The sequence below is a fragment of the Roseovarius gaetbuli genome, from assembly GCF_900172365.1.
GTDB classification, from domain to species: Bacteria; Pseudomonadota; Alphaproteobacteria; order Rhodobacterales; family Rhodobacteraceae; genus Roseovarius; species Roseovarius gaetbuli.
On record NZ_FWFJ01000004.1, the window covers coordinates 110,353 to 133,836 of the forward strand.

Annotated in this window: 21 protein-coding genes and 1 pseudogene; 8 read left to right on the forward strand and 14 right to left on the reverse strand. The window is 59.8% G+C overall.

Annotation, left to right across the window (positions count from 1 at the left end; genetic code table 11):
* The first annotated feature begins 279 nt into the window (after nt 1–279).
* Nucleotides 280–1,473 carry a Fic family protein gene (locus ROG8370_RS03695; RefSeq protein WP_085825728.1) on the forward strand — a complete coding sequence of 398 codons (1,194 nt, stop codon included), beginning with the start codon at nt 280–282 and terminating at the stop codon, nt 1,471–1,473.
* A gap of 299 nt (nt 1,474–1,772) precedes the next feature.
* On the opposite strand, the gene repC is transcribed toward ROG8370_RS03695, so the two are convergent.
* The 3 genes from repC to repA form a co-directional block, all read right to left on the reverse strand.
* Nucleotides 1,773–2,828 (reverse strand): plasmid replication protein RepC, encoded by a 1,056-nt coding sequence (gene repC / locus ROG8370_RS03700; RefSeq protein WP_085825729.1) that lies wholly within the window; start codon nt 2,826–2,828, stop codon nt 1,773–1,775.
* A 238-nt stretch (nt 2,829–3,066) separates the two neighbouring features.
* Nucleotides 3,067–4,035 carry a plasmid partitioning protein RepB gene (gene repB, locus ROG8370_RS03705; RefSeq protein ID WP_245827182.1) on the reverse strand — a complete coding sequence of 323 codons (969 nt, stop codon included), beginning with the start codon at nt 4,033–4,035 and terminating at the stop codon, nt 3,067–3,069.
* Entirely contained in the window at nt 4,035–5,234 is a 1,200-nt protein-coding gene (repA, locus tag ROG8370_RS03710) for a plasmid partitioning protein RepA (RefSeq protein WP_085825731.1), read from the reverse strand. The genes repB and repA overlap by 1 nt, the downstream gene beginning before the upstream one ends.
* A 731-nt stretch (nt 5,235–5,965) precedes the next feature.
* Here repA and cysD point away from each other — a divergent pair.
* From cysD to ROG8370_RS03725, 3 genes are all read left to right on the forward strand, one after another.
* Nucleotides 5,966–6,907: a sulfate adenylyltransferase subunit CysD gene (gene cysD, locus ROG8370_RS03715; RefSeq protein ID WP_085825732.1), complete on the forward strand. Its 942-nt coding sequence runs from the start codon at nt 5,966–5,968 to the stop codon at nt 6,905–6,907.
* Nucleotides 6,907–8,841, forward strand: coding sequence for a sulfate adenylyltransferase subunit CysN (gene cysN / locus ROG8370_RS03720; protein WP_281252689.1), 1,935 nt, complete (start codon nt 6,907–6,909; stop codon nt 8,839–8,841). Before cysD ends, cysN begins: the two co-directional genes overlap by 1 nt.
* A 238-nt stretch (nt 8,842–9,079) precedes the next feature.
* Nucleotides 9,080–10,081, forward strand: a complete 1,002-nt coding sequence (locus tag ROG8370_RS03725; RefSeq protein WP_085825733.1) for an NAD-dependent epimerase/dehydratase family protein — start codon at nt 9,080–9,082, stop codon at nt 10,079–10,081.
* 168 nt (nt 10,082–10,249) lie between these two features.
* On the opposite strand, the pseudogene ROG8370_RS20045 reads toward ROG8370_RS03725, so the two are convergent.
* Nucleotides 10,250–10,381, reverse strand: a pseudogene (locus ROG8370_RS20045) (IS3 family transposase); the annotation flags it as partial.
* A gap of 297 nt (nt 10,382–10,678) precedes the next feature.
* On the opposite strand from ROG8370_RS20045, the gene ROG8370_RS03730 reads away from it, so the two are divergent.
* Nucleotides 10,679–11,668 carry a helix-turn-helix domain-containing protein gene (locus tag ROG8370_RS03730; protein WP_085825734.1) on the forward strand — a complete coding sequence of 330 codons (990 nt, stop codon included), beginning with the start codon at nt 10,679–10,681 and terminating at the stop codon, nt 11,666–11,668.
* On the opposite strand, the gene ROG8370_RS03735 is transcribed toward ROG8370_RS03730, so the two are convergent.
* The 3 genes from ROG8370_RS03735 to ROG8370_RS03745 form a co-directional block, all read right to left on the reverse strand.
* The gene (locus tag ROG8370_RS03735; RefSeq protein WP_085825735.1) at nt 11,665–13,155 is read right to left on the reverse strand and encodes a tripartite tricarboxylate transporter permease; all 1,491 of its coding nucleotides are present in this window, start codon (nt 13,153–13,155) and stop codon (nt 11,665–11,667) included. The two genes, ROG8370_RS03730 and ROG8370_RS03735, sit on opposite strands and share 4 nt — an antisense overlap.
* Nucleotides 13,152–13,643 carry a tripartite tricarboxylate transporter TctB family protein gene (locus ROG8370_RS03740; protein WP_085825736.1) on the reverse strand — a complete coding sequence of 164 codons (492 nt, stop codon included), beginning with the start codon at nt 13,641–13,643 and terminating at the stop codon, nt 13,152–13,154. The genes ROG8370_RS03735 and ROG8370_RS03740 overlap by 4 nt, the downstream gene beginning before the upstream one ends.
* A gap of 79 nt (nt 13,644–13,722) precedes the next feature.
* On the reverse strand, nt 13,723–14,700 hold the full coding sequence (locus ROG8370_RS03745; protein ID WP_085825737.1) for a Bug family tripartite tricarboxylate transporter substrate binding protein: 978 nt from the start codon (nt 14,698–14,700) through the stop codon (nt 13,723–13,725).
* A 147-nt stretch (nt 14,701–14,847) separates the two neighbouring features.
* Here ROG8370_RS03745 and ROG8370_RS03750 point away from each other — a divergent pair, with 147 nt between their 5' ends.
* Nucleotides 14,848–15,762, forward strand: coding sequence for a LysR family transcriptional regulator (locus ROG8370_RS03750; protein ID WP_085825738.1), 915 nt, complete (start codon nt 14,848–14,850; stop codon nt 15,760–15,762).
* Nucleotides 15,759–16,502 carry a sulfite exporter TauE/SafE family protein gene (locus tag ROG8370_RS03755; RefSeq protein ID WP_085825739.1) on the forward strand — a complete coding sequence of 248 codons (744 nt, stop codon included), beginning with the start codon at nt 15,759–15,761 and terminating at the stop codon, nt 16,500–16,502. Before ROG8370_RS03750 ends, ROG8370_RS03755 begins: the two co-directional genes overlap by 4 nt.
* Nucleotides 16,503–16,595: 93 nt before the next feature.
* Here the strand turns inward: ROG8370_RS03755 and ROG8370_RS03760 are convergent, their stop codons facing one another.
* From ROG8370_RS03760 to ROG8370_RS03790, 7 genes are read right to left on the reverse strand one after another with little or no spacing between them, the layout of a single operon-like run.
* On the reverse strand, nt 16,596–17,264 hold the full coding sequence (locus tag ROG8370_RS03760) for a fumarate hydratase C-terminal domain-containing protein (protein ID WP_073195865.1): 669 nt from the start codon (nt 17,262–17,264) through the stop codon (nt 16,596–16,598).
* Nucleotides 17,261–18,409, reverse strand: coding sequence for a CaiB/BaiF CoA transferase family protein (locus ROG8370_RS03765; protein ID WP_085825740.1), 1,149 nt, complete (start codon nt 18,407–18,409; stop codon nt 17,261–17,263). The genes ROG8370_RS03760 and ROG8370_RS03765 overlap by 4 nt, the downstream gene beginning before the upstream one ends.
* Nucleotides 18,406–19,362: a fumarate hydratase gene (locus ROG8370_RS03770; RefSeq protein WP_085825741.1), complete on the reverse strand. Its 957-nt coding sequence runs from the start codon at nt 19,360–19,362 to the stop codon at nt 18,406–18,408. Before ROG8370_RS03770 ends, ROG8370_RS03765 begins: the two co-directional genes overlap by 4 nt.
* The gene (locus tag ROG8370_RS03775) at nt 19,359–21,122 is read right to left on the reverse strand and encodes an L-aspartate oxidase (protein ID WP_085825742.1); all 1,764 of its coding nucleotides are present in this window, start codon (nt 21,120–21,122) and stop codon (nt 19,359–19,361) included. The genes ROG8370_RS03770 and ROG8370_RS03775 overlap by 4 nt, the downstream gene beginning before the upstream one ends.
* 2 nt (nt 21,123–21,124) lie before the next feature.
* Nucleotides 21,125–21,466: a succinate dehydrogenase, cytochrome b556 subunit gene (gene sdhC / locus ROG8370_RS03780; protein ID WP_085825743.1), complete on the reverse strand. Its 342-nt coding sequence runs from the start codon at nt 21,464–21,466 to the stop codon at nt 21,125–21,127.
* Nucleotides 21,463–21,795, reverse strand: a complete 333-nt coding sequence (locus ROG8370_RS03785; protein ID WP_085825744.1) for a succinate dehydrogenase — start codon at nt 21,793–21,795, stop codon at nt 21,463–21,465. The genes sdhC and ROG8370_RS03785 overlap by 4 nt, the downstream gene beginning before the upstream one ends.
* Nucleotides 21,788–22,522, reverse strand: a complete 735-nt coding sequence (locus ROG8370_RS03790; RefSeq protein ID WP_085825745.1) for a succinate dehydrogenase/fumarate reductase iron-sulfur subunit — start codon at nt 22,520–22,522, stop codon at nt 21,788–21,790. Before ROG8370_RS03790 ends, ROG8370_RS03785 begins: the two co-directional genes overlap by 8 nt.
* Before the next feature lie 500 nt (nt 22,523–23,022).
* Here ROG8370_RS03790 and ROG8370_RS03795 point away from each other — a divergent pair, with 500 nt between their 5' ends.
* On the forward strand, nt 23,023–23,466 hold the full coding sequence (locus tag ROG8370_RS03795) for a YybH family protein (RefSeq protein WP_085825746.1): 444 nt from the start codon (nt 23,023–23,025) through the stop codon (nt 23,464–23,466).
* Nucleotides 23,467–23,484: the final 18 nt, after the last annotated feature.

The following is a 23,484-nucleotide window of genomic DNA, read 5'->3' on the forward strand; positions in this document are numbered from 1 at the left end:
ACGTGATTTCACGGTCAAAAAGCGGTCCTCAAATCAGCTCGGCAGGTCCGGGATATTGCGCGGGGATTGTCAGGAAAAGCTGATCGGAACCCGACCCGAGCCCGTCAAAAGCATCCCAAAGATCCCTCTTCTGCCTGCTACAAACCCCGGAGGAGGCTTTCACATTCCTTGGAACCGCAAGGTCTGGGCTGATCGGCACGCAAGATCGGCATAAACTTGCTTTCGACCCGAAATTATCTAGTTTTACCAACTACTTTCCTTAATTGAAGACCGGCAAGAATGTTGGAAACGCCGACCAGAATAAAACCCTGCTTCTTTGAGGAGCATATTCCCACAGAATTGGCAGACCTTTCGGTCGACATTCAGAGGGAGGCCACTGGATTGGGACTGGGGCTGCACCCGGATAGCGCAGCCGAGCTTGCGGATCTCGTCCGCGTGATGAACTGCTATTACTCTAACCTGATCGAGGGCCACAACACGCGACCTCGCGACATCGAACGGGCGCTTGCCGACGCTGAGCTTGAAGAAGAAATCCGCCCCCTCGCCCTGGAGGCCCGGGCTCATGTCATCGTTCAACGCGCCATTGACGAGATGCACCGCAAAGGCACCCTGCCCTGCCCCACCTCCGTCGAATTCCTGACCTGGGTTCATAAGAGCTTCTACGATGAGATGCCTGACGAGTTTCGGATGATCGAACATCCCGATGGGACGCAAGAGCCGATCGTTCCTGGACGCATGCGCCAGGACAACGATCGTGACGTCGCGGTGGGGCGCCACCTGCCCCCTTCATCATCTCGCGTCGCGGCGTTCATGGATCATTTCGACAAGAGATTTCAGGTTGCGGCACGATCATCCAGCGGGCGCATTATTGCGATCGCCTCGGCCCACCATCGGCTGAACTATATCCACCCCTTCCCAGATGGAAACGGGCGTGTCAGCAGATTGATGTCGCATGCCATGGCTTTCACCGCCGGAATTGGCGGCCAAGGGTCGTGGTCTGTGTCCCGTGGCCTGGCGCGCGGTTTGACGGATCGCGGTGAGTACAAGCGGATGATGGATTTGGCGGACAGTCCACGACGTGGAGACGGCGGGAATCTGTCACAGGCGGCACTCAAGACGTTCAGTGAATGGTTTCTTAACGTGACGCTCGACCAGATCATGTTCTCGACTAAGCTGTTCGACCTCGGAGGGCTGGACAAACGCTACCGACGTCTCGTTTTGGATACCATCGACGACAAGGGTGCGCCCGATCTGATTTCTGCCGTCCTTCGGTATGGCGCTCTGGATCGTGGGGACGCGCAAGTCGTTCTCAAGACGTCCGAGCGTACGGCACGCAATACACTCAGCAAATTGACGGCCGCCGGATACCTGAAATCTGTTTCTCCGAAGACGCCGGTGCGGCTGGCGTTCCCATTGGACTATCGAGAGCGCCTCTTCCCTAATCTCTTTGGCGATGTTGATCTGGCCGGGTGATGCGAGCTCGCGCCGAATTGGCTATGAGAGAGCCCTTATTGGTCGGGGATTGTGACGGATTTCTCGGTATGTTTATAGAGACTGGTTAGCTTTAGGTGTTGTGACGTCCACCGTGGTGGACGTTCTCTGTTTCTATCTGGAGAGATTGCACCGAACGTTTGATCTAATTGTGAACTTTCATCCTGGCCTCTAGATTGAGTTATGTTATCGAGCTTACGCTTGATTTTCAAAGGCGCCACAATGCTTGCCGAATACCAGGCCGAGTGGGTTTGCACGATATGTGTCCACCGCGGTGGACGTTAAGTCGCGCGCGTTTCGGCTTTTGACAGACGTCTGATCAGGGACGCAGGATCGAACTGATCTTGCCTTTGGCCCAAAGTAATACTGTGGAAATATGCTCCAAAGTCTCTGATGCGCTTACCAAGCTGAAGTATGATAAAGATTGCACATGATGCTTTGCGTGCTCCTATGGCATTCTTTGCTTTTTCGAATGTTTCTGGGTGAATACCCATCATTGGTGCGAGAGTTCGAGCATGGCTTTCGATGTCAAGCCAACTTCTTAGCTCACTGGTTGTGAAGGATGTCGCTTGATCGCAAACCGTTGTTAGCAGTCGTGGTTCGAACGTTTCAACATCTTGAGCGCCTTCTAAATCTTTTTTTACTTTTACAGACCTAGATTGATGCCGGACAGTTTGTCCGTCATTGACGGGCAGTATCACCGTTTCGGGGGTGTCTGCCGCGGTGGACAAACGCCGACATTCTTCATCCGCAGCGGCGAGTAGCGCACGATATTCAGGGAGACTCAGCTTTCTGCGTAACGCTTTGCGAACGCGCTGGATGAATGGGTTCTCAGGATATTGTTCTTCGAGATGAGCCAGCTTTGTCAGGATCTGTTTGCGAACAAAGATCTGGTCGCGTCGATTATGCTCTATCTCCTGTGCGAGGGTTAAAAGCTCGCTGGCACGTTGGAGCAGGGGGGCCAGTGACAAGCCGTAGCTGATACACTCACCACCAGATGAGCGAACGCGGTAGCGCTTGCGGTTCGAGCTATCATTGCGCTTGATGAAGCCAAGTTCAACAAATCGGTTGATGTGCCTACGAAGTGTACGTTCGTCGATCCCGCCAACGCGTTGGCAGATCGAGTTGTTGGAGGCGAAAACTGTTTCGCCGTGACCCGGCTTCAGGAAGCTGAGCATTGCTTGGAGTGTATGAATGTGACCTGGGCGAAGGCCAAATAGGCTGCGGGCGTCTCTGAGAGCTCTGAAGATGCTCCAGATGTCTGTCTCGGATGACGTCGTTGATTTGGGTGCTGCTATAGCACCAGCGGTTTCGATCGATAGTTGTGTGAATGCCATGTTATGTGAACAAGGACCATTGGGCCCAATACTTCCCCGGCTCTTCCCACGATTTTATGTGAGAAAAGGCAATAAAAAGAGGTCCACCGAATCGGTGGCACTTGACCGTTTTGTTGGAGGTTGCTACATCATAGATGCTAATCAGACGATGAGGGCTCTCCAGGGGAAACTTTGGGGGGCTCTTTTCTTTATGGTCTTCGCTGCTCTCCTCTGTTCGTGTTTTTCATTATGGCCAGGGTCAGGACCCCGTGCCATGCTCATTCCGCCATTCTTCGAAGAGCTGCTTGAGCGTCGCCTCTGCGCGCTTTTCGAACCACTGGCTGAATTCCGGATTGTCCTTTCGGGCGACTTTGACGGCTATCGCCTTGTCATCGATGGCAAGTGTCCCGACGTAGCTGCCGTTCTCATCATTGACGACGGTCGTTGTGCCGCGACTCGTCGACTTTGCAGCGCCTCGGACTTTGCTTGAGCATGCCGCGTACACCGCGTTGAACTTTTCGGAGCTAGGCGTATCGCCGGGCAGGGTGGCGATTGTTTCACCAGCTATTTCCACTAGGTTCGCCTTCTCAGAGAAAGCGGCCAAGTCACCCCACTGTCGCCGCCCGATACCGTGGGCTGGTCCGATGAGATGAATGAGCTGAGCGGGCAACTGCTCGATGACAACACGGTGGTTCGATACACCTTGCCGCGTCAACCCAAGAGCATCCTGGATAACGCCCGGTTTGTACCCGGCTTCTTGCATCTCTTTGATAAACAATGATTTTTCAATGAATGATGGATCCAAACGAAGGTTGTTTTCCTGGCCTTGCGCAATCAACGAGGCATCGTCGTCCAATGTCCGCACGATTGCCTTGACCGCCCCGCCAACCTTTCGGATCGCGGCAAGCCTGCGCCGACCGTAGACAATGCGGTATCGGTCCGGCTGGTTCGAGGGTCGGACCATGATAGGCACTTGCTGGCCATGCTTGCGAATGCTCTCGGCCAGCTCGTCGATGCTGCTATCTTCCAGCACCAATCGATCTCTCAGGCCATCCATGTCGATCTGCGCAGGGTCGATGTCTCTAATCGAGTTGGCTGTTATCTCGCGAAGCGAGTCACGCAGCCCACCGACAGAGCCTGATAGCTTCGCAGGTTTTGCTGGGGCAGGGGAGGGGGCTGCTGCCTGCTGATCGTCTTTTGGAGGTTGGTTGAAAATGTTCCGGGCCATCAGCGACGCCCCCATGCCATCTGGATCGTTTGCTCAAGCTCGTCGGCGACGCCGTTTACGCTGGTCAGAGCACGATCAATCGTTTTTCTAATGAACTGGCTCGGGTCAACCTCATAGACGGTCTGCTGGGTCATTCCAGCGTCTGAGATTGCTGTCGACTTCAACATCGGCTCTGTCATGACCTGACCGGCGAGAATTGATCTCAAGTACCCAGCCATTTGGGTCTGCGGGCCGTCCGAGGGCTCATACCTCGTGATCAGGAACTTGACAAAATCCCAGGTAACCCTTCGCCCGATGGCTTCTTCGACGGCCTTCACCGTCTCTGACGCAAGCTTCAGGAACTGGCTCATCGACGCAATGTCGAGCATCCCCGGGACAACCGTCACCAGAAGGCCGGTGGAGGCCGCCAAAGCAGTCAAAGTGAGAAAACCCAGTTGTGGCGGGCAATCGATCAGGACGATGTCATAGTTGGATTCAACCTCTTCCAAGGCGAGAGAGAGACGCTCAGCAAATATGGGCTGTACCCGACGTGCGAGTGCATTTGCCGTCTCGGTCTCGTACTCCGACAACATCAATCCAGCCGGAACCATGTCGAGCTTATGAAAGTATGTTTTCTGGATGACCTCTGAGAGGGGGACTTGGTCCTCATATCTCAGGGCGTCATAAATCGTGCCGCCATCGGCGAATTCAAGCTCGGGCCGGAAACCGAAAAAAGTGGTCAGACTGGCCTGCGGGTCAAGGTCCAGAACGAGCACACGGTAACCGCGCAAAGCATATCGTTGCGCCAGATGGATAGTGGCGGTTGTCTTGGATGAGCCACCTTTGAAGTTGACGACCGAGATGACTTGAAGCCGATCGCCGTCGACACGCCCGGGCCGGTAGGCGCCAGCGTTCTTCCCGGTTCTACCAAGAATATCGCGCAGGTTATCAACCTCTTCGGCCGTATAGAACCTATGCCCGCGATTGTCTGTGTGAACTTCTGGAAAGCTGCCGTCTTTGTGACGATTGCGGAGGTTGGACGTGCTGACGCGCAGCAATCCGGCAACTTCAGTTGAGCTGAACCACCTTAAGGATTTTCGTTCTTCGGGTTCGAACGCGATTTTCATCTGGCGATCCAAAGATTCGGCCAGATTGTCTGCAAACGCCCCGATATCAGAAGAGCCTATACCTTGTGCGTATCCAACGTTACGATCATCCATGTACTGCCGCCTAGTCTTGGCCCTTATTAAGGCTCTTGGTCATTCTGACGGCGTACAGCGTGTCTGACGCGTTTTGCCGTCAGAATGGAAATGCCACGATCCTGTAAGTCCGGCAAGAAGAATCTAAATGTAGTGTGAAAGTTATCCACAGGGCCAATTGGCGTTTCCGGCTGAATTATTGTATAAGTTATTGAAATAATTAATTTAAAATACGACCCTTGGTTTGACGCCCCTGTTCTGGGAATTTGACGCGGTGCTAAGCAAACGCAAGCCACAATAGAACTTTTGGCCGCTCGGGGATTCTTCAGCAGGAGGATTCTGTTGGATTCGGTTCGTGGATGTGCACCTATCCATGGCTATTGTCACTCAACAAGAGACTGAAGTGGTCCTGCTCTTCATCAATTTCTGGCGCCTTTCGGCTTTCCCGCTCGAACACGCCCGATGCGCCTTCAAGCAGGGCCGGTTTCCCAGGGGGTAGCTCACCTGCCCCTGCCCCTGCCCCTCCGCATCAAACCCAATCAAGAAAGCCCCATTATCATGGTCATGGGGCAGGGCGCGGTCCGGCCACGGCACGAACCGCGCAGGACCGCTCAAAAGGAGCCAGTTCACGCCCTTTAAGGCACTGCCGGTGAAAAAAGTGCCAATTGTTCATGCCTATTTGATGTCCTGCCCTTTCCGATGGCGCAGAATTTTGTCAAAGAGCCTTTAATCTATTTGAAGAGGTCATTGTCATGACAACACCAGAGACGGCCGCACCGGAAGGTGCCGACAACGCACGCATGCTGACGCACTTGCAGCGGCTTGAAGCGGAAAGCATTCATATCATGCGGGAGGTCGTGGCAAACGCCGAAAACCCGGTGATGCTGTATTCGGTCGGCAAGGATTCGGCCTGCATGCTGCATCTGGCGAAAAAGGCCTTTTATCCCTCGCCGCCGCCCTTCCCCTTGCTGCATGTGGATACGACCTGGAAATTTCAGGAGATGTACAAGCTGCGTGAAAAGGCGGCCAAAGACGCGGGTATGGATCTGATTGTGCATCAGAATCCCGAAGCGGTGGAAAAGCAGATCAACCCGTTCGATCATGGCGCATTGCACACCGATATGTGGAAGACAGAAGGTCTGAAACAGGCGCTGACCAAGTACAAGTTCGACGTGGCCTTTGGTGGGGCCCGCCGCGACGAGGAAAAGTCGCGTGCGAAAGAACGCATCTTCTCGTTCCGCTCGGCCAACCACCGCTGGGATCCGAAGAACCAGCGCCCGGAGCTGTGGAAGCTGTACAACACCCGCAAATCCAAGACCGAAAGCATTCGCGCCTTTCCGCTGTCAAACTGGACCGAGCTGGACATCTGGCAGTACATCCATCTTGAAGGCATCGAGATCGTGCCGCTGTATTTCTCGGCCCCCCGCCCGGTGGTCGAGCGCGATGGCATGCTGATCATGGTCGATGACGCGCGGATGCCGATGCAGGATGGCGAAGTGCCGATGATGAAATCGGTGCGCTTCCGCACCCTGGGCTGCTATCCGCTGACCGGCGCGGTCGAGAGCACTGCGGCGACGCTGCCGGACGTGATTCAGGAAATGCTGCTGACCACCACATCGGAACGCCAGGGCCGCGCGATTGATCACGATCAGGCCGCGTCGATGGAGAAAAAGAAGCAAGAGGGGTATTTCTGATGTCCGACATGACCCAAACAGATGCCGCCCAGACAGATCAGGCCTATGTGACCGATGCGCTGATCGCCGAGGACATCGAGGCCTATCTGCTCAAGCACCAGCACAAGACCATGCTGCGGTTTATCACATGCGGTTCGGTCGATGACGGCAAGTCGACGCTGATCGGGCGCCTGCTCTATGACAGCAAGATGATCTTTGAAGATCAGCTGGCCCATCTGGAGCATGACAGCAAAGCGCACGGCACCCAGGGGCAGGGCATTGATTTCGCGCTTTTGGTCGACGGTCTGGCGGCGGAACGCGAGCAGGGCATCACGATCGACGTGGCCTATCGCTTTTTTGCCACCGACAAGCGCAAGTTCATCGTCGCCGACACCCCCGGCCACGAGCAATACACCCGCAACATGGTGACCGGCGCCTCGACCGCCGACCTTGCGGTCATCCTGATTGATGCGCGCCAGGGCGTGCTGACCCAGACGCGGCGCCATTCCTATCTGGTCAACCTGCTCGGCATCAAGAACGTGGTGCTGGCGGTGAACAAGATGGATCTGGTGGATTACAGCCAGGAACGGTTTTACGAGATCGTCAAGGAATACTCGCATTTTGCCAAGCAGATCGGGATGGAGTCCTTCCTGCCGATGCCGATCTCGGGGCTGGCGGGCGACAATATCGTCACCCGCTCGGACAACATGCCGTGGTATCAGGGCCCGACCCTGATGGGCCACCTGGAGGACGCGCCGGTCAACGTGGCGCAGATGCAGGAGGAGCCCTTTCGCATGGCGGTGCAGTGGGTCAACCGCCCCAACCTCGATTTTCGCGGCTTCTCGGGGCAGATCGCTTCGGGCGTCGTGCGCCCCGGCGATGATATCCGGGTGCTGCCCTCGGGCAAGACCACCCGTGTCAAATCCATCGTCACCTATGATGGCGAGCTGCCAGAGGCGGTGGCGGGCCAGTCGGTCACGCTGACCTTCGCCGATGAGGTCGACTGTTCGCGCGGCGATATCATCGCGCGGTCGGATGCGCCTTGCGAGGTTGCCGATCAGTTCGAGGTGACCCTGGTCTGGATGGACGAAGCCGAGATGCTGCCGGGTCGCCCCTATCTGCTTAAGGTTGGCACCCAGACGATGACGGCGACGGTGACCGAGCCGAAATACGAGGTCAACGTCAACACGCTGGAGCAGATGCCCTCAAAAACCCTGGGGCTCAATGCGATCGGTGTGGTGAATATCTCGACCGACCGTGCCATCCCGTTTGAATCCTATTGCGACAATCCCGATCTCGGCGGGTTCATTCTGATCGACCGCATGACCAATGCGACCGTCGCCGCCGGCATGATGCATTTCGCGCTGCGCCGCAGCCAGAACATCCACTGGCAGGCGCTTGACGTTGACCGCGACGCCCATGCCGCAAGCAAGAACCAGAAGGCCCGCGTCGTCTGGTTCACCGGGCTTTCGGGATCGGGCAAATCGACCATCGCCAATATCGTCGAGAAAAAGCTGCACGCTCTGGGCAAGCATACCTTCCTGCTGGATGGTGACAACGTGCGCCACGGGCTGAACCGCGACCTTGGCTTTACCGATGCGGACCGGGTGGAAAACATCCGCCGTGTCGGCGAGGTGGCCAAGCTGATGACCGATGCCGGCCTTATCGTGTTGACCGCCTTCATCTCGCCGTTCCGGGCCGAGCGGCAGATGGTGCGCGAAATGTTGGCGGATGGCGAGTTTTTCGAGGTCTATGTCAACACGCCGCTGGAGGTCGCGGAAGGCCGCGATGTCAAAGGTCTGTACAAGAAGGCCCGCGCCGGCAACCTGAAGAACTTTACCGGTATCGACAGCCCCTACGAAACGCCGCAACAGGCCGAATTGACGGTCAACACGGTTGAGCTGAGCGCCGAAGAGGCCGCAGAGCAGATCGTTCAGGCGCTTCTGAACAGCTAAGCCAAGCCTCTGCGCGTCGGTTCCGGCGCGCAGAGGGCCTTTGGCGCCATGCCGGGGCATTGGGCCTGCTGGTATCTGTCGGCTTTTCTCGAAACCCCAGTCAGGGGGTCTCTTTATGGTTTGAGCGCGGCACATCACAGGTCGACCTGTGAAGATCTGTTCTGGACGGCATCAAAATATCCTGCCGGGGCCGGGATAGGTTTTGACACCGGGGTCTGTGGTGGCTACCAGCACAGCCATGCAGACTGTTCTTGTTACCGGCTCGGCCGGCTTTATCGGATATCATCTTAGCTTGCGTCTTCTGGATGCGGGGTGGCGGGTGATCGGCCTTGATTCTCTCAATGCCTATTACGATCCGGCGCTGAAACAGCACCGGCTGGATCAACTGGTGACGCATGAGGCCTATGTGCCGGTGCACGGCAAGCTGGAACAGCCCGGCCTGTTGATGGAGGTCTTTGCCGAACATCGGCCTGACCGGGTTGTCCATCTGGCGGCCCAGGCCGGGGTGCGCCATTCAATTGACGCCCCGCGCGATTATCTTGAGGCCAACCTGATCGGCGCCTTCGAGTTGATTGAGGCGGCGCGTGCCTATCCGCCCGAACATATGCTGATGGCGTCGACAAGTTCGGCCTATGGTGCCAACACGCAAATGCCCTATCGCGAAACCGATAAGGTCGACACCCAGATGTCGTTTTACGCGGCCACCAAAAAGGCCAATGAGGCGATGGCGCATTCCTATGCGCATCTCTACGGGCTGCCGATCACCATGTTCCGGTTCTTTACCGTCTATGGCCCCTGGGGCCGACCGGATATGGCCTATTTCAAATTCACCCGCGCGATTTTGAAGGGCGAGGCGATCGACGTCTATAACAACGGCGAAATGCGGCGTGACTTTACCTATATCGACGATCTGGTCACGGCGATCCTCGGGTTGGCCGAGTGTCCCCCGGGGGAGGTACCTGTCGGGGATCACGACAGCCTGAGCCCGGTGGCGCCATTCCGTGTCGTCAATATCGGCGCCAGCCAGCCGGTCGCCCTGATGGATTTCATCGGAGCCATCGAAAAGGCCATCGGCCGCGAGGCCCGGAAAAACATGATGGGCATGCAGCCTGGTGATGTGCCCGCCACCTGGGCCGAAACCCAACTTTTGCGTGATCTCACCGGGGTGGAAATGACCACGGAGGTCGAGACCGGCGTAAAGCGGTTCGTGGATTGGTATCGCAGCTATTACGGCCTTTGACAGGGCCGTTCTTGAAGAGGCTTTCTTGTGGGTAGTGTCGCAAGTAACCAGCATGAGTTGAGATTGGGGCGTCAGTCGGACATAATTTTCCGGCGAACTCTGCGTAATGCTCGGCCAGAAGATGCGGCGGATTGGAAAACAGTCTGGGGGGTTGTCTTCCCGACGTAAAACGGCGGCGTTGTCGTAACAATTATTTTTGCTGTTCATCAACATGCGAAAGCCGTGTCGGCGCAGGATCTTCTGATAGCCGTGCGCACAGTATTGGCGTCCGCGATCCGTGTGGTGAATGCAGATCTTGGATCACATCTGAAACGATCCGAATCTTCTCTTCAGGTGAACACTGCTTGCGCGTGGCGCGCTTGATGTCCTTGACGCTCTTCTCGCCAGGGCTCTTCGGTGTCTTTCTCATCGTTCACTCCTCAACGGTGACGATGAGCCAGAAGCACTCTCTTATCAAATTGCCCTATTTGGACCCATAGCCGCTGATGTCAGACACTGAGATGGTTGCTTTCTGGGTGGATATGGTGCCGGGGGCGTTCGACGACTATGGGGCATGAGGCCCTTTTGTAATAAGCAAAATAGTAGTATTTTGCGCATATGAATGAGGATTCCGACGATCTTTGGTTTCTGCCCGGCCAGCCGGAAGATCAGGCGATGCTTGCGCCTTTGCCAAGAGTGGCCGTGTCAGAGCGCGATCAGCTCGTACCCTGGGAAAGGGCGCAGGCGGCTTTGGCCTTGCTCTTGGCGCGGGTCGCGGCGCGGCTTGGGGCGCTTGATGACCGGTTGTTGCGTGCGCCAAAAGGCTGGCGCCACCGGTTGGCGCTGAGCGTGGCGGCGGATCTAAGCTGGTTTGCAGGAGAGAGGGTGACGCCAGAGCGTTTGGCGCTTTGGCTGTCGTTGCGCCTTGCGGGGGCGCAGGAGGATGCGCAGGCCCTTGCAAGGGTTGGGTGGGCGATGCGGCGGCTGTCGAGCGGGCCGGGGCCGGAGGAGGGGCTGCAGGCCTTTCTGGGACGGCACGAGCCGGGGCAGGGGGCAGAGCCGCTTGGCGAGCGGATTGAAAGTTGGCAGAGCGTGATGGCGGCGGCGGGTGACTTGCATCCGCTGGTGCGCGCGGCGTTCGGGTTTTACCTTTGGCCGATGGCGGGGCTTGGGCATCAGGGTGACCGGCTTGAGGCGGCGGTGACGGCGGCGCGGCTGGCGGCGGGGGAATGCCGGGGCGGTGCGAACTTTGTGCCGCTTTCGTTGCCCGGTGCGGGGCGCGGGCCAAAGGACCCAGAGGCGCGGTTGCGAGCCTGGATCGAGGGCGCAGAGAGCGCCATTCTCAAGGCGACGCGCCAGCTTGATCAGTTGGAACGCTGGCAAAGCGAGGCGCGCGACCGCACGGCAAAACTCTCGGGGCGCACGCCGGGGCAGTTGCTGGCGGTGCTGGTGGAATGGCCGCTGGTGTCGGCGCCGATGGCGGAACATCTGACCGGGGCCAGCCGCGCGGCGGTGCAACGCAACCTGACATGGCTGACCGACCACGGGTTGATCCGCGAGGTCACGGGGCAGGGGCGCTATCGGTTCTGGAGCATCGACGGGGCCTAACCGGCTTCGCGGGCCTTGTTGAGGGTGCCGCGGCTAATGGCGACGACGGTGATCACGGTGAGCGCCCAGAAGAACCATGTGATCGGGCCGCGCAGCAGGATCTCGGGGCTGCCGCCGGACATTAGCATGGCCTGACGGAAATTGTCTTCGAGCAGCGGGCCGAGGATGAAGGCGATCAGGAAGGGCGCGGCGGGGATGTGATAGCGGCTCATGACAAAGCCGACCCAGCCCATGACGAACATCACGCCCACATCGAAGATGTTGTTGTTCACGGCAAAAACCCCGTAGATGCAGAGCACCAGCACGCAGGGCATCAGGATACGCTTGGGGATGTCGGCCACCGGGCGAAAGCCGCGAATGGCCAGTGATCCGACGATCAAAAGCAAGCCAGAGCTGAAGATCAGCCCGATGAACAGGCCATAGATGATATCGACGTTCATGACGAACATCATCGGACCCGGTTGCAACCCGTGCACCATGAAAGCGCCGATGATGATGGCGGTGATCACATCGCCCGGCACGCCAAGCGCCAGCAGCGGGATCAGGGTGGCGCCGGCCACGCCGTTGTTGCCCGCCTCGGAGGCAGCGACGCCTTCGATCTCGCCCTTGCCGAAGTTGGCCTTGTTGGGCGATTTGCGCCGCGCCTCGGAATAGGACAGGAACGCCGCCGGGGCCGCGCCGATGCCTGGGATAGAGCCGAGAAAGACGCCGATGAAGCTGCCGCGTACGATAGAGCGGAAACAGCGTTTGTAATCGGCGAAGGTCACCCATTTGTTGCCCAGAGATTGCACCTTGCCGATATGGCCAGTGGGGTGCCAGACCATGTTGATCACCTCGGGGATGGCGAACAACCCGATCAGCACGGCGATGAAATTGAGCCCGCCCATCAGGCTTGGGTCGCCAAAGGTAAAGCGGTTGGTGCCATAGACCAGATCAAGCCCGATTGTCGCCAGCAACAGCCCCAGAAGCGCCGAGAGCGCGCCGCGCAGAAGGCTATCGCCCGAGACGCCCGCAATGATGGTCAGCGAGAACAGCATCAGGGCGAAAAACTCGGGCGGGCCAAAGTTGAGCGCGAAGGACGCCAGCCAGCCCGCGAAGAGGATCAGCGACAGGTTCGAGATGAGATCGGCCGTGCAAGAGGCCCAAAGCGCCATGCCAAGGGCGCGCCCCGCCTCGCCGCGTTCGGCCATCGGGTGACCATCAAGGATGGTCGCGGACGAGGCCGGCGTGCCCGGTGTCTTGATCAGGATCGCCGGGATGGAGCCGCCGAAAATGCCACCCTTGTAGACGCCAAGCAGCAGAAGGATGCCGTTGATCGGCTGCATCGGAAAGGTGAAGGGCAGGGCGAGCGCCACCGCCATGGTCGCCGAAATGCCGGGAATGGCCCCGCCGACCACGCCGATGACGATGCCGATGGCCAGCGACAGGAAGGCGTTGAAATTACCGACAAGCGCAAAGCCTGCCATGATGCTATCCAAAAGGCTCATGGAAGTCTCACGAAATTGCCCTGCGGGATGGCGACGCTGGCGACATGCGCGAAGAAGGCATAAAGCACCAGCGGCACCAGCAAGGCGCAGGTAAGGGCGATTTTGGGGTGGCGGGTCTTGACCAGAAAGGCGAGCGCCGCAAAGGCCCCCATCGAGGCCCAGACCATGCCGATGCGCGGCATAGCCCAGAAGGTAACCATCATCAGAACCGCCATCGCCGCGAGTCGCATCATGCCTGCGCGCGGGTCTTCTATGGCCTCGTTGACGGGGGTGTCGTCATCATCCGGGCCACGCCCGAAGAGGATAAGGCCAAGCCCCACCAGCCCGGTCAGCCCGGCGATGGTATAGGGCCAGAACAGTGGCGAGAGGATGATCTTGCGGACATTGCTGGGCGAGGACACCCAGTTTGGAATGCCGTAGAGGATCAAGAAAAGGGCGACGAGGCAGGCCCCGATGCCAAGATGCACCTGTATTGTGCGAATGCTCACTCCGATCCTCCCCGATCAGATTGATTTTGTTGGTGGCCGGGCGCGTTGTCGGGCGCCCGGCGGTCTGTTCAAAGTGGTATCAGCCTTCGATCCGCATGCCTAGTTTGTCGACAAGGGCGCGGAAGGTTTCGTATTGCTTTTGAATGAAGGCGTTGGCGTCTTCGGGGCTCATGACGTTGATCACCGAGCCACGCGCCGTCATCTGATCGACGAAGGTCTTGTCACCTGCGGCGGCGGCCATCCACTCGCCCCATTTGGCGGCGACATCATCGGGCAGGTCCTTGGGGCCGGCAATGCCTGTCCAGCCGACAAGCTGGGTCAGGCCGGGTTTGCCGACATCGGCCGAGGTGGGGGCGTCAAAGCCGGGCACCGGTTCGGCGGTGGTGATAAGGATCGGCTTGAGCTGGCCATTTGCGACAAAGCTCGCCAGGGCCGAGGTGTTGGTGCACAGGAAGGTGGCAGTGCCATTGAGAACCGCCGTTGCCGCCGCGCCGCCGCCTTTTTGCGGGATATGCGTGGCCTTATCGAGCGGGTTCTCGACGCCGTATTCCGACAGCACATAGACCGCCGCGAGGTGCAGCAGAGAGCCAACGCCAGAGGAGCTATAGGTGGTGCCGTCAGATTCGGTCTTGGCGATCAGGTCTTCCATGGAGTTGATGCCGGAATCGGGGCGCACGGCGCAGGCGACGGGGTTGATTTCATAGACGGTGACAAAGCGGAAATCATCGAGGCTGTAGGGCAGGGTGGCCTTCATCGCCGGGTTGACGGAATGCGAGCCGACGCGGGCGAACAGCATGGTATAGCCATCAGGCTTGGCGTTTTGCACCGCAACAGAGCCGATGGCCCCGCCGGCGCCGGTGATGTTGGACATCACGAGCGGTTTGCCCACGGCCGTGCCCAAAGGCTCGGCGATGGTGCGGGCGGAAATGTCAGTCGCCCCACCTGCGCCATAGGGAATGACCATGTTGATCGGGCGTTCGGGGTATTCGGCCATGGCGGTTGTCGCCAAAAGGCCAAGACCAAGGGCGCAGGCCGCGCCCAGCTTTTTGAAAGTCATAATTTTCTCCTCCACTGTCTTTTTATCCGGCCATTATCAATGGCTCATTGCAACGCCGTTGGGTTCAGTAGTATCGTTAAGAGAACCTTAAGATAAGCAATATTGCGTTACAGCATTTGTTAGATAAACTTACGATAAAGGGGCGTCATGTCAATCCGGCGGTTGCGAACCCTGATTGCGGTCGAAGAACATAGCACCTTCAGTGCCGCGGCGGATTCGGTGTTCATCACCCATGCCGCCGTGAGCCAGCAAATGCGCATGCTGGAAGAGGAATGGCAGGTCACGCTGTTTGATCGCAGTCGGCGCACGCCGCAGCTTACCCCGGTGGGGCGCGCGCTTGTGGCCAAGGCGAAGGAGATCGTGCGCGCCTATGACACCATCGTGCCCTCGGTGATTGGCGATGCGGGGTTTCAGGGCGAAATCCTTTTGGGGGCGGTGCCGATGACGCTGACCGGGTTGACGCCGCTGGCGGTTCGCCGTCTCAAGGACAGTTACCCGGATTTGCATGTGCGGATCTTTCCGGGCCTGACCACGCAGTTGATCGCGCAGGTCGATCGCGGTGCGGTGGATGCGGCGATCCTGTCGCGGCACCGGCCCTTGCCGCCGGACATGGAGTATACCGACATCGCGCTTGAGCCGATGCAGCTGATCGCGGCGCAGGATATGCCAAGCAATGACCCGCTGGAATTGCTCGCCAACTATCCGTTCATCCGCTTCAGCCGCGATGCGGTGGTTGGTAATCTGATCGACGGCTGGCTTCAGGAAAGCGGTATCCGGGTGAATGCCACGATGGAGCTTGAGGGGCTTGAGGCGATTTCAAGCATGGTTCTGGCCGGGCTTGGGGTGTCGATTGTGCCCGCGCGCTGTGTCCGTGATTTCAATCCGCTGCCGCTCAAGCGCTTGCCCTTGCCCGAGGGGGCGCCGGCGCGGCGGCTGACCCTGGCCTATCGGCGCGACAACCCGCGCCTGCCGGTGATCGAAGAGATTCACAAGGCGCTTTTGGAGGCGGTCAGGATCGGAGTGTTCCAACAGATGCCCCAGCAAAAGGAGGGCACGCCGTGAGCCCGGAGGTGATGGCTTACGTGGCCGCCGGGGCGGCGGCGGGCGGGTTGATCAACGGTCTTGCCGGCTTTGGCACCGCACTTTTCGCGCTTGGATTTTTCCTGACGGTGATGCCCCCGGTGCAGGCGGTGGCGGTGGTGGTGATGATCTCGGTGATCACCGGCACACAGGGGCTTTGGGTGGTGCGCCATGCGATTGGCCAAAACCCGAGGCGGTTGGCGCGGTTCCTGCTGCCGGCGCTGGTGGGTATTCCGCTTGGCGTGCTGACGCTCTCGGTGCTGGATGCGCGCACGCTCAAGCTTGTGATTGCCGCCTTTCTTTTGCTTTATGGTGGCTATTTCAGCCTGCGCACGGTCTTGCCCCGGTTTGAACGCCCGACGCCTTACCTTGATATGGTGGTGGGGTTTCTGGGCGGTCTTCTGGGCGGTGCGGCCTCGCTATCGGGGGCCTTGCCGATGATGTGGTGCGCGCTCAGGCCCTGGCCCAAGGCCGAGACCCGCGCAGTGTTGCAGCCGTTCAACTTTGTGGTTTTGGGGCTGACGGCGATGCTTTTGGCGTTCAAGGGGGCCTATAGCGCCGAGACGCTGAGCTATCTTGCACTGGCGGCGCCGGTGGCGATTGCCGCCGCACAGATCGGCATCGCGATCTTTCGACGGCTGCCCGATGCGGTGTTCCGGCGGTTGCTGATTGTGATGACCTTTGTGTCAGGCGCGGTGTTGCTGGCGCGTGAGCTATTGTAGCGGGCGGGGCCAAATTGCGCTTATTACACATCGGGTTTTCTTGTCGACTCAGCCCGGAATCAAGCCGAAGGCGCTGGCCCGTCTTGCGTGCGGCTAGCCGATCACCTCGTCAGAGCGATCATCGGTTTCGCCATAGCGTTTGAGCACCGCCGGGCGGGTGCCCTCATACACGCGGTCGAGGTTTTGCACGATCTTGGCGTTCTCGCGCTCGAACAAGCAGTTGCCCTCCATGTCCGAGGCGACGATGAAGGGCCCCATGCGGTTACAGCGGATCACCCACATCGCCTGGGCCAAGCCAAGCTCGTCCTGCCAATGCACGGCCTCGACCTTTTCGATGCCGCGGCCCAGCAAAGCGCCGGTGCCATAGCCGACGGTCGAGAGGTAGACCGCGCCGTTGGGCACGAAGTATTCCTTGTAGTCCCTGGACGACATGCCGCCCTTGCCGATGATCAGTTTCGCGCCGGTCTTGGCGATCCATTCCGGCAGCCATTTGGCGAAGCGGAACGAGGCGGTGGCGGTTACCGCGCCCATGTCAAAGCTACCGTCCTCGCGAATGGCGGCGGCGGGGGAGCAGTGGAAATTGGCGGCGCTCTGGCTTGGCAATTCCATCGGGATATTCGCCTGTTCTTCGAGCGCGCGCATGTAGACGCCTTCGCGCGCCGTATAGAGCAGCCCGTCGAGATAGACGATATCGCCAAGCCGCAGATCGGCGATGGCCTCTGGCGTCGGGGTGGTGCTCAGGCGGACTTCGCGCACTTTCATCGGGGGGCCTCCTGTGGGGTAAGGGTGGCGAGGATCTCGGACGTGTCGCGCCCGCATGTCGGAGCCGGGGCAAGGGTGCGCGGCGCCCAAGGCGCGCGAAACGGCAGCGCGGGCGCGCGCAGGGTCATGCCGATCTCTGGCTGTGTCATCGGGCGCCAGGCCGGGCTTTGGGCAAGTTGCGGGTGGGCCATTGTTTCGGCCAGGGTCAGGACCTTGGCGGCGGGCACATTTGCCGAGGCCAGCAGGGTTTCCCAATCCTCGGCGGTCTTTTCAAGGAAGAGCGATTGGAGGGCGGTTTCGGCCTCGGGCGCCGGGGCGTCAAGCAGGTCGGAACGCGCAAGCGCGGCGCAGAGGCGCGCGGCCTGAGCCGGGGTATTGGCGGTGATCACCAATTGCCCGTCGCGCGTCTCAAAGCGCCCGGAAAACGGTGAATCCGAGAAGGCGCGGTTGCCGTCAAGCCCGCGCAACTGCCCGGTGGTTTCATGGTTCAGCGCATAGGTGCCCATCAAGGTGGTCATCGCTTCGAGCATCGAAACATGAAGCCGTTGCGGGATGTCCGGGTGGCGCGCCCGTTCGAGCAAAGCCGCGAGAAGGGCCGAGACAAGCACCTGGCCCGCGACGTAATCGGCGATCGGCATGCCGACGCGCATCGGGCCACTTTGGGCCGTGCCGGTCATTGCCATCAGCCCGCAAATGCCTTGCAGGATGTGATCATAGGCTGGACGGCCCGCCAAAGGGCCATCGGGGCCAAAGCCGGTCAGGCTTGCGTAGATGATATTTTCGCGCCGCGCGCGCAGGCTGTCGTAATCGACGCCGAGGCGCTCGGTTACGCCGGGGCGAAAGTTTTCAGTCACGATATCGGCACTGGCGGCGAGATCGAGGAAAGCGGCGCGCCCGGCGTCGGATTTGAGATCAAGCACCACGGATTTCTTGCCGCTGTTCTGGCTGAGAAAGGACGCGCCAAGACCTTTTGCGCGCATGTCCGGCGTGCCGCCGTGGGTGCGGACGAAATCGTCGCTACCGGGTCGCTCGACGCGGATCACCTCGGCGCCCATCAGGGCCAGTTGCCCGGTGGCATAGGGCCCGGCCAGCACATGGGTGAGATCAAGCACCCGAATGCCGCAGAGGGGGCCAGTGGCACTCATTCGGCGGCGGCCATGTCCGGCGCCCACTCGACGGTATCGCGGCGCTGATAATCGGTGAACCAATCGGGATCGGTGCGGTATTCAACCCGCCCGTCGGCATGTACCCGCGCCACCGCGCGGCGCGACGAGAGGCAAAAGGCATGCACCGACATCTGCATGCCGCCGGTGTGGCAATAGCCGACCTCGATATTGCAGTCGATCACCATGTTCTTGCCGACAAAGCCCATGGCGCCCATGCCGATGGAATTGCCAAGCTCTTTGAATTCATCCTCAAGCGCGGCGATCTTGGGGTCGGGGTTGCGATCACCCACCACCCGAAGACAGGCGGCGCGCTTGCCAAGCACCATGCAGGTATCCTTGCACCCGCCAAGGCCGATGCCGATGATCGCCGGCTGGCAGGCGAGGCCGCGTTTGCCAAAGGCGACAAGGCTATCGAGATAAAAGCGTTTGATGCCCTGAATGCCGTCGCTCGGGAACAGCATGCGGTAATCGGTGCCAAAGAGGCCGCCCTTGTGAACGGTAATCAGGTCGATCCATTCGCCGCCCGGCTCGTAGCCGTATTCGATCTCGGGCGCGCCTATGCCGACGTTGTTGTTGTGATCGGTGCGCCAGAGTGGGTGCACCCGGTTGGGCCGCAAGGGCACGCCGTTGGTGGCATTGGCGGTGGCGCGGCGCAAAGCGGCCTCTAACGCGATGGGGCCCCCTTCGATCCGCGTTTCGTTGCCCATCTTGACGTACCAGCGCGGGGTGCCGGTATCGCCGCACATGGCGCGGCGGTCTTCCTTGGCGGCCTGATAGTTTTCAAGCATCGCTTGCAGGACGAAAGACGACAGGTCGCCATCTTCGGTGGCGGCGGCGGATTTGAGGCCCGTGAGATAGTCATCGGGGATCTCGATGGCGGCCTTGTCCATCAGGGTTTCGGCGGTCTTTTGAATGAGGTCGATGGCGATCATTGTGCAGCTACCAGTGTTTCGGGTTCGCCGTCGGGCAGGATGGTCTCGCCGGGGCGAACGATGCTGAAATCGACGGGGTCGCGGCGTACGGCGAGGTCGTCGCCGGTTTGCGTCACGACGGTGAAGTAAGACGCATCAAGGTCGCCCTCGTCGGGGAAATCCTCGCGGTAATGCGCGCCGCGGGAATTTTCGCGTTCAAGGCCGGCCAGGGCAATCGCCTGAGATATATCACAAAGCGAGCGCAAATTCAGCCAGTCATGCCATGTCAGGTTGAAGGCGAGGTTGTCGGGGGCAACGCCGACCTCCATCAGGGCGGTTGAAATGTCGGCCACGCGGGTTTGCGCGCGGTTCAGACCGGCCTCTGTGCGCAAGACGCCGACGTCTTCCCACATTGCCTCTTGCAGGGTGTGGCGCAGGGGTTGCACCAGATCGGGCTTGCGGGTGAGCGGGTGCAGGGCGCGGTCAACTTCGGCCTGCAACGTTGTGGGGCACGGATCGCGCAGGGCACCCATCTTGCGGATGTCGGTGCCCATCGTGTCGCCCGCCACGCCGCCATAGACGGTGGAATTGGCCACGCCGTTGCCGCCAAGCCGGTTGGAACCATGCGCGCCGCCCGCATCCTCTCCGGCCACGTAAAGCCCTTCAAGCGCGGTGCGGGTGTCCGCATCAACCACCACGCCACCCATGAAGTAATGCGCGGTCGGCACCACCTCGACCAGACCGGCGGCCAGATCAAAGCCGCTATCGGCGCAGCGTTTGACCATGCCGGGAAACTTGGCGCGCACGTTGTCGGGGCCGAGATGCGCCATCGAAATGAACACGCCGCCATTTTCCGAGGTGTTGTTCTTGCGCATCTCGGAATAGATGCCCCGGCTGACCACATCGCGGGTGGCGCGCTCGCCCTTTGGGTCGTAATCGAACATAAAGCGGTTCTGTGCACCGTTGAGCAATTGCCCGCCCGCGCCACGCAGACCCTCTTCGAGGACGGTGCCGGTCATCCGGGTGTGATCGCCTGCCAAAAGGCCCGTTGGGTGAAACTGCACCATCTCCATATCGCGCAGTTCAAGCCCGGCGCGCAGGGCCATGGCGAGGCCATCCATCGTCTTGTCGCCCGAGGGGGTGTTATATTTGTACATGGTCGGGCCACCGCCCGTCGCCATCATCACCGTCTTGGCGCGCACAAGGCGAAAGCGGCCGGTGCGCATGTCGATGAACAACACCCCGGCAAGCGCGCTTTTGTCCGCCGTCGGGATAAGGCCGATGGCGCGGTGTTCCTGAAGCTTTTCGACCGGGCGCGACAGCACCTGTTCCATCAGGCGGCTGATGATCTCGATGCCCGTAAGGTCGCCCTTGTGCACGGTGCGATCCGCCGTCTGGCCGGCAAAGGCCTTCTGGTGCAGGCTTCCGTCCGGGTTGCGGTCAAAGAAACAGCCGATTTCGTTTTCCAGCTCGCGGATACGCACCACCGCCTGTTCGCAGAGCTTCCAGGCCATATCCTGATTTGGGAGCCATTTGCCGCCCCGGATCGTATCCATGAAATGCCGCTCGACCGTGTCACCGCCGCCAAGCGCCACGTTATAGCCGCCCTGCACCATCCGGGTGCAACCACATTTGCCGATCAACCCCTTGACGGCGACGCTGATGCGGGTGCCCGGCGGTGCGGATTGCTGGGCATGAAGGGCCGCGAAAAGCCCCGCGCCGCCGGTGCCGATGATCAGGATATCGGTGTCATGGCGATCAATCTCTGTGGGGGAGGCCATGGCTATATCGCTTTCAGGAAAAAGGTGGTGGAGATCAGGAAAGCGACGCCAACCGCCCCCGCCGCGAGGGTTTTCTGGCGGTCCGACCAGGGCAGGAATTCAAGCGCCAAAAGGCGAAGACCGCCGAACATATGCACCGCAAGCAGGAAGACGAGGCCGAATTCGGCCAGCTTGACCAGCGGCATTTCGGCGAAGGCGAGGAACCCGTCAAGGCGCGCGGGGTTGCTCAGCGCCTGTGACAACAGCCAGAAATGCGCGGGCAGAAACAGCGCAAGCCCAAGCCCCGAGACCCGGTGCAGCACGAAGGCAAACCAAAGCGGATGAGAGCGGGCAGGGGCCTTCATGGCACGGTCACCGCGACGACGGCGCTGAGGCCAAGAAAGAGCAGGGCGGCGCAGGCGCCCCATGTGAGGAGCGAGAGCGCCGCGCCCTTGAGGGCGAGCCATTCATGCGCGATCACCCGCAGGCCGATGGCAGCGTGGATCGAAACGGCAATGACGAAGAGGCCGTAAAAGGCGAACCAAAGCGCGCTGCCCTGTGTGCGCCCAAGGATTTCGGCGGTGCTTAGCCCGCCCTGAATGGCATAGATCATCACCGCGAGGTGGCCCAGAACCAAGGGCGCCATCACAAGCGCGGTGAGCCGTTGCAGCATGTAAAGACGCAGATCAAGCATTGCGTTTACCCTTGAAAAACGATTTCGCGGTTTCGCGTTTCAGTCCGGCAATGGCGCGCATCGGGTTAAGCTCGTTGGGGCAATATTGCGCGCAGCTTCCCATCGAGTGACAGTTGTGACAGCCCCCGGTGCCCGAGACCGCGTCAAGGATGCTCTGACGGCCATCGTCGCGGCTATCGTTCAGCAGGGTCCAGGCGCGTTGCAGGGCGGCGGGGCCAAGGTAATCGGGATTGCCCGCCACCGTGTCACAGGCGGCATAGCAGATCGCGCAGTTGATGCATTCGACGCCAAGATCGGCCTCGGCGCGGGTGGCGTCGGTCGGGTCAATCGCCTCGATCGGGTCATGGCGGGTCTGGCTTGGGTGATGCTGGGCCTCGGCGGCGGTCCATTTGTCAAAGAACGGGTCCATATCGGCGGCAAGATCCTTGATCACCGGCAGATTGCGCAGCGGCTCGATCAACAGCTTGCCGTCCGGCGCGACCTTTTTGATATGGGTGCGACAGGTCCAGCGCGGGGTGCCGTTGACCATCATCGCGCAAGAGCCGCACATGCCGACGCGACAGGCAAAACGATAGCTCAGCGTCGGATCGGCGAATTGCTGAATCCACGAGACCACATCAAGCACCGTCTGGCTTTCATGGGCGGGGACCTCAAACCTGTCATAGCGCGCGCCACGGGTGGTGCCGCGATGGACGGTGACATCAAGCGTTTCTTGGGCGGCGGTCACGGGCGGGCCCCTTTTCGGGTGGGTGTCTGGCTGTGACCTTGGTTATAATTATCAGCTAAGCTAACCAAAAGGAATAAATTTTAATGGTATCTGTAAGCTAAGGTATCAGAAGCGGCAAAGAGGGGCTGATAAGGGAGAGGACGGATTCTTGTGGTAATCGGCCCTGAGCGGATATCCGGCATTGTATCAATCGCCGCATCGCAGCTTTCGCTTTGCAGCCATTCGTGCACAACGCAGCATTCTCTTGGGTTCAATGACGGCAGAGCAGGACGAAGTGGGCGTTGAGTGGGTGTCAACTTCCGGGGTTGCCCGGTCACGTCCGTAAGAAATTGTCATTCATGGTGTGGTCCCAAGCGTGAGAGGTGCCTAGGGGAGGAAGCTCAAATCACAACCGATATTGCCAATTGCAAACGCGGGAAAGGATGCATTCTTCTCGCTTATATGTTATATTTCAAAAACGGTGACACTCCGTTCAGTGTCGACTAAGCGAGGATATTGATATGAAATCATTTCTCTTGACGACAGCCTTTGCACTCTTGGCATTTCCCGCATTTCCCGCATTGGCCGACAGTGTGACCGAGGCAATTGAAGCTCGCTCGCTCGAGTTCGAAGCGGCCTTCAATGCCGGCGACAGCGCCGCTGTCGCTAATCTTTATGCGCCGGATGCTGCGATCCTGCCGCCGGGCGGAGCGCGTATCGACGGCCGCGAGAAGATCGCCGCCTTCTGGGCGGGTGCTATTGAAAGCGGGCTCGCTGACCTAGACCTGATAGCAGCCGAAGTGATCGCCACCGGCGACAGCGCACTTGATGTTGGTACGCTCACTCTCTCCGCGCCGGGCGAGAACGGCGCGCGCGTTGTCGTCGCCGCCAAGTACGTGGTACATTGGATTCAGATCGACGGGGGCTGGCACCTCCATCGCGACATCTGGAACCTCGGACAATAGTCTGAGCAACGTAGAGCG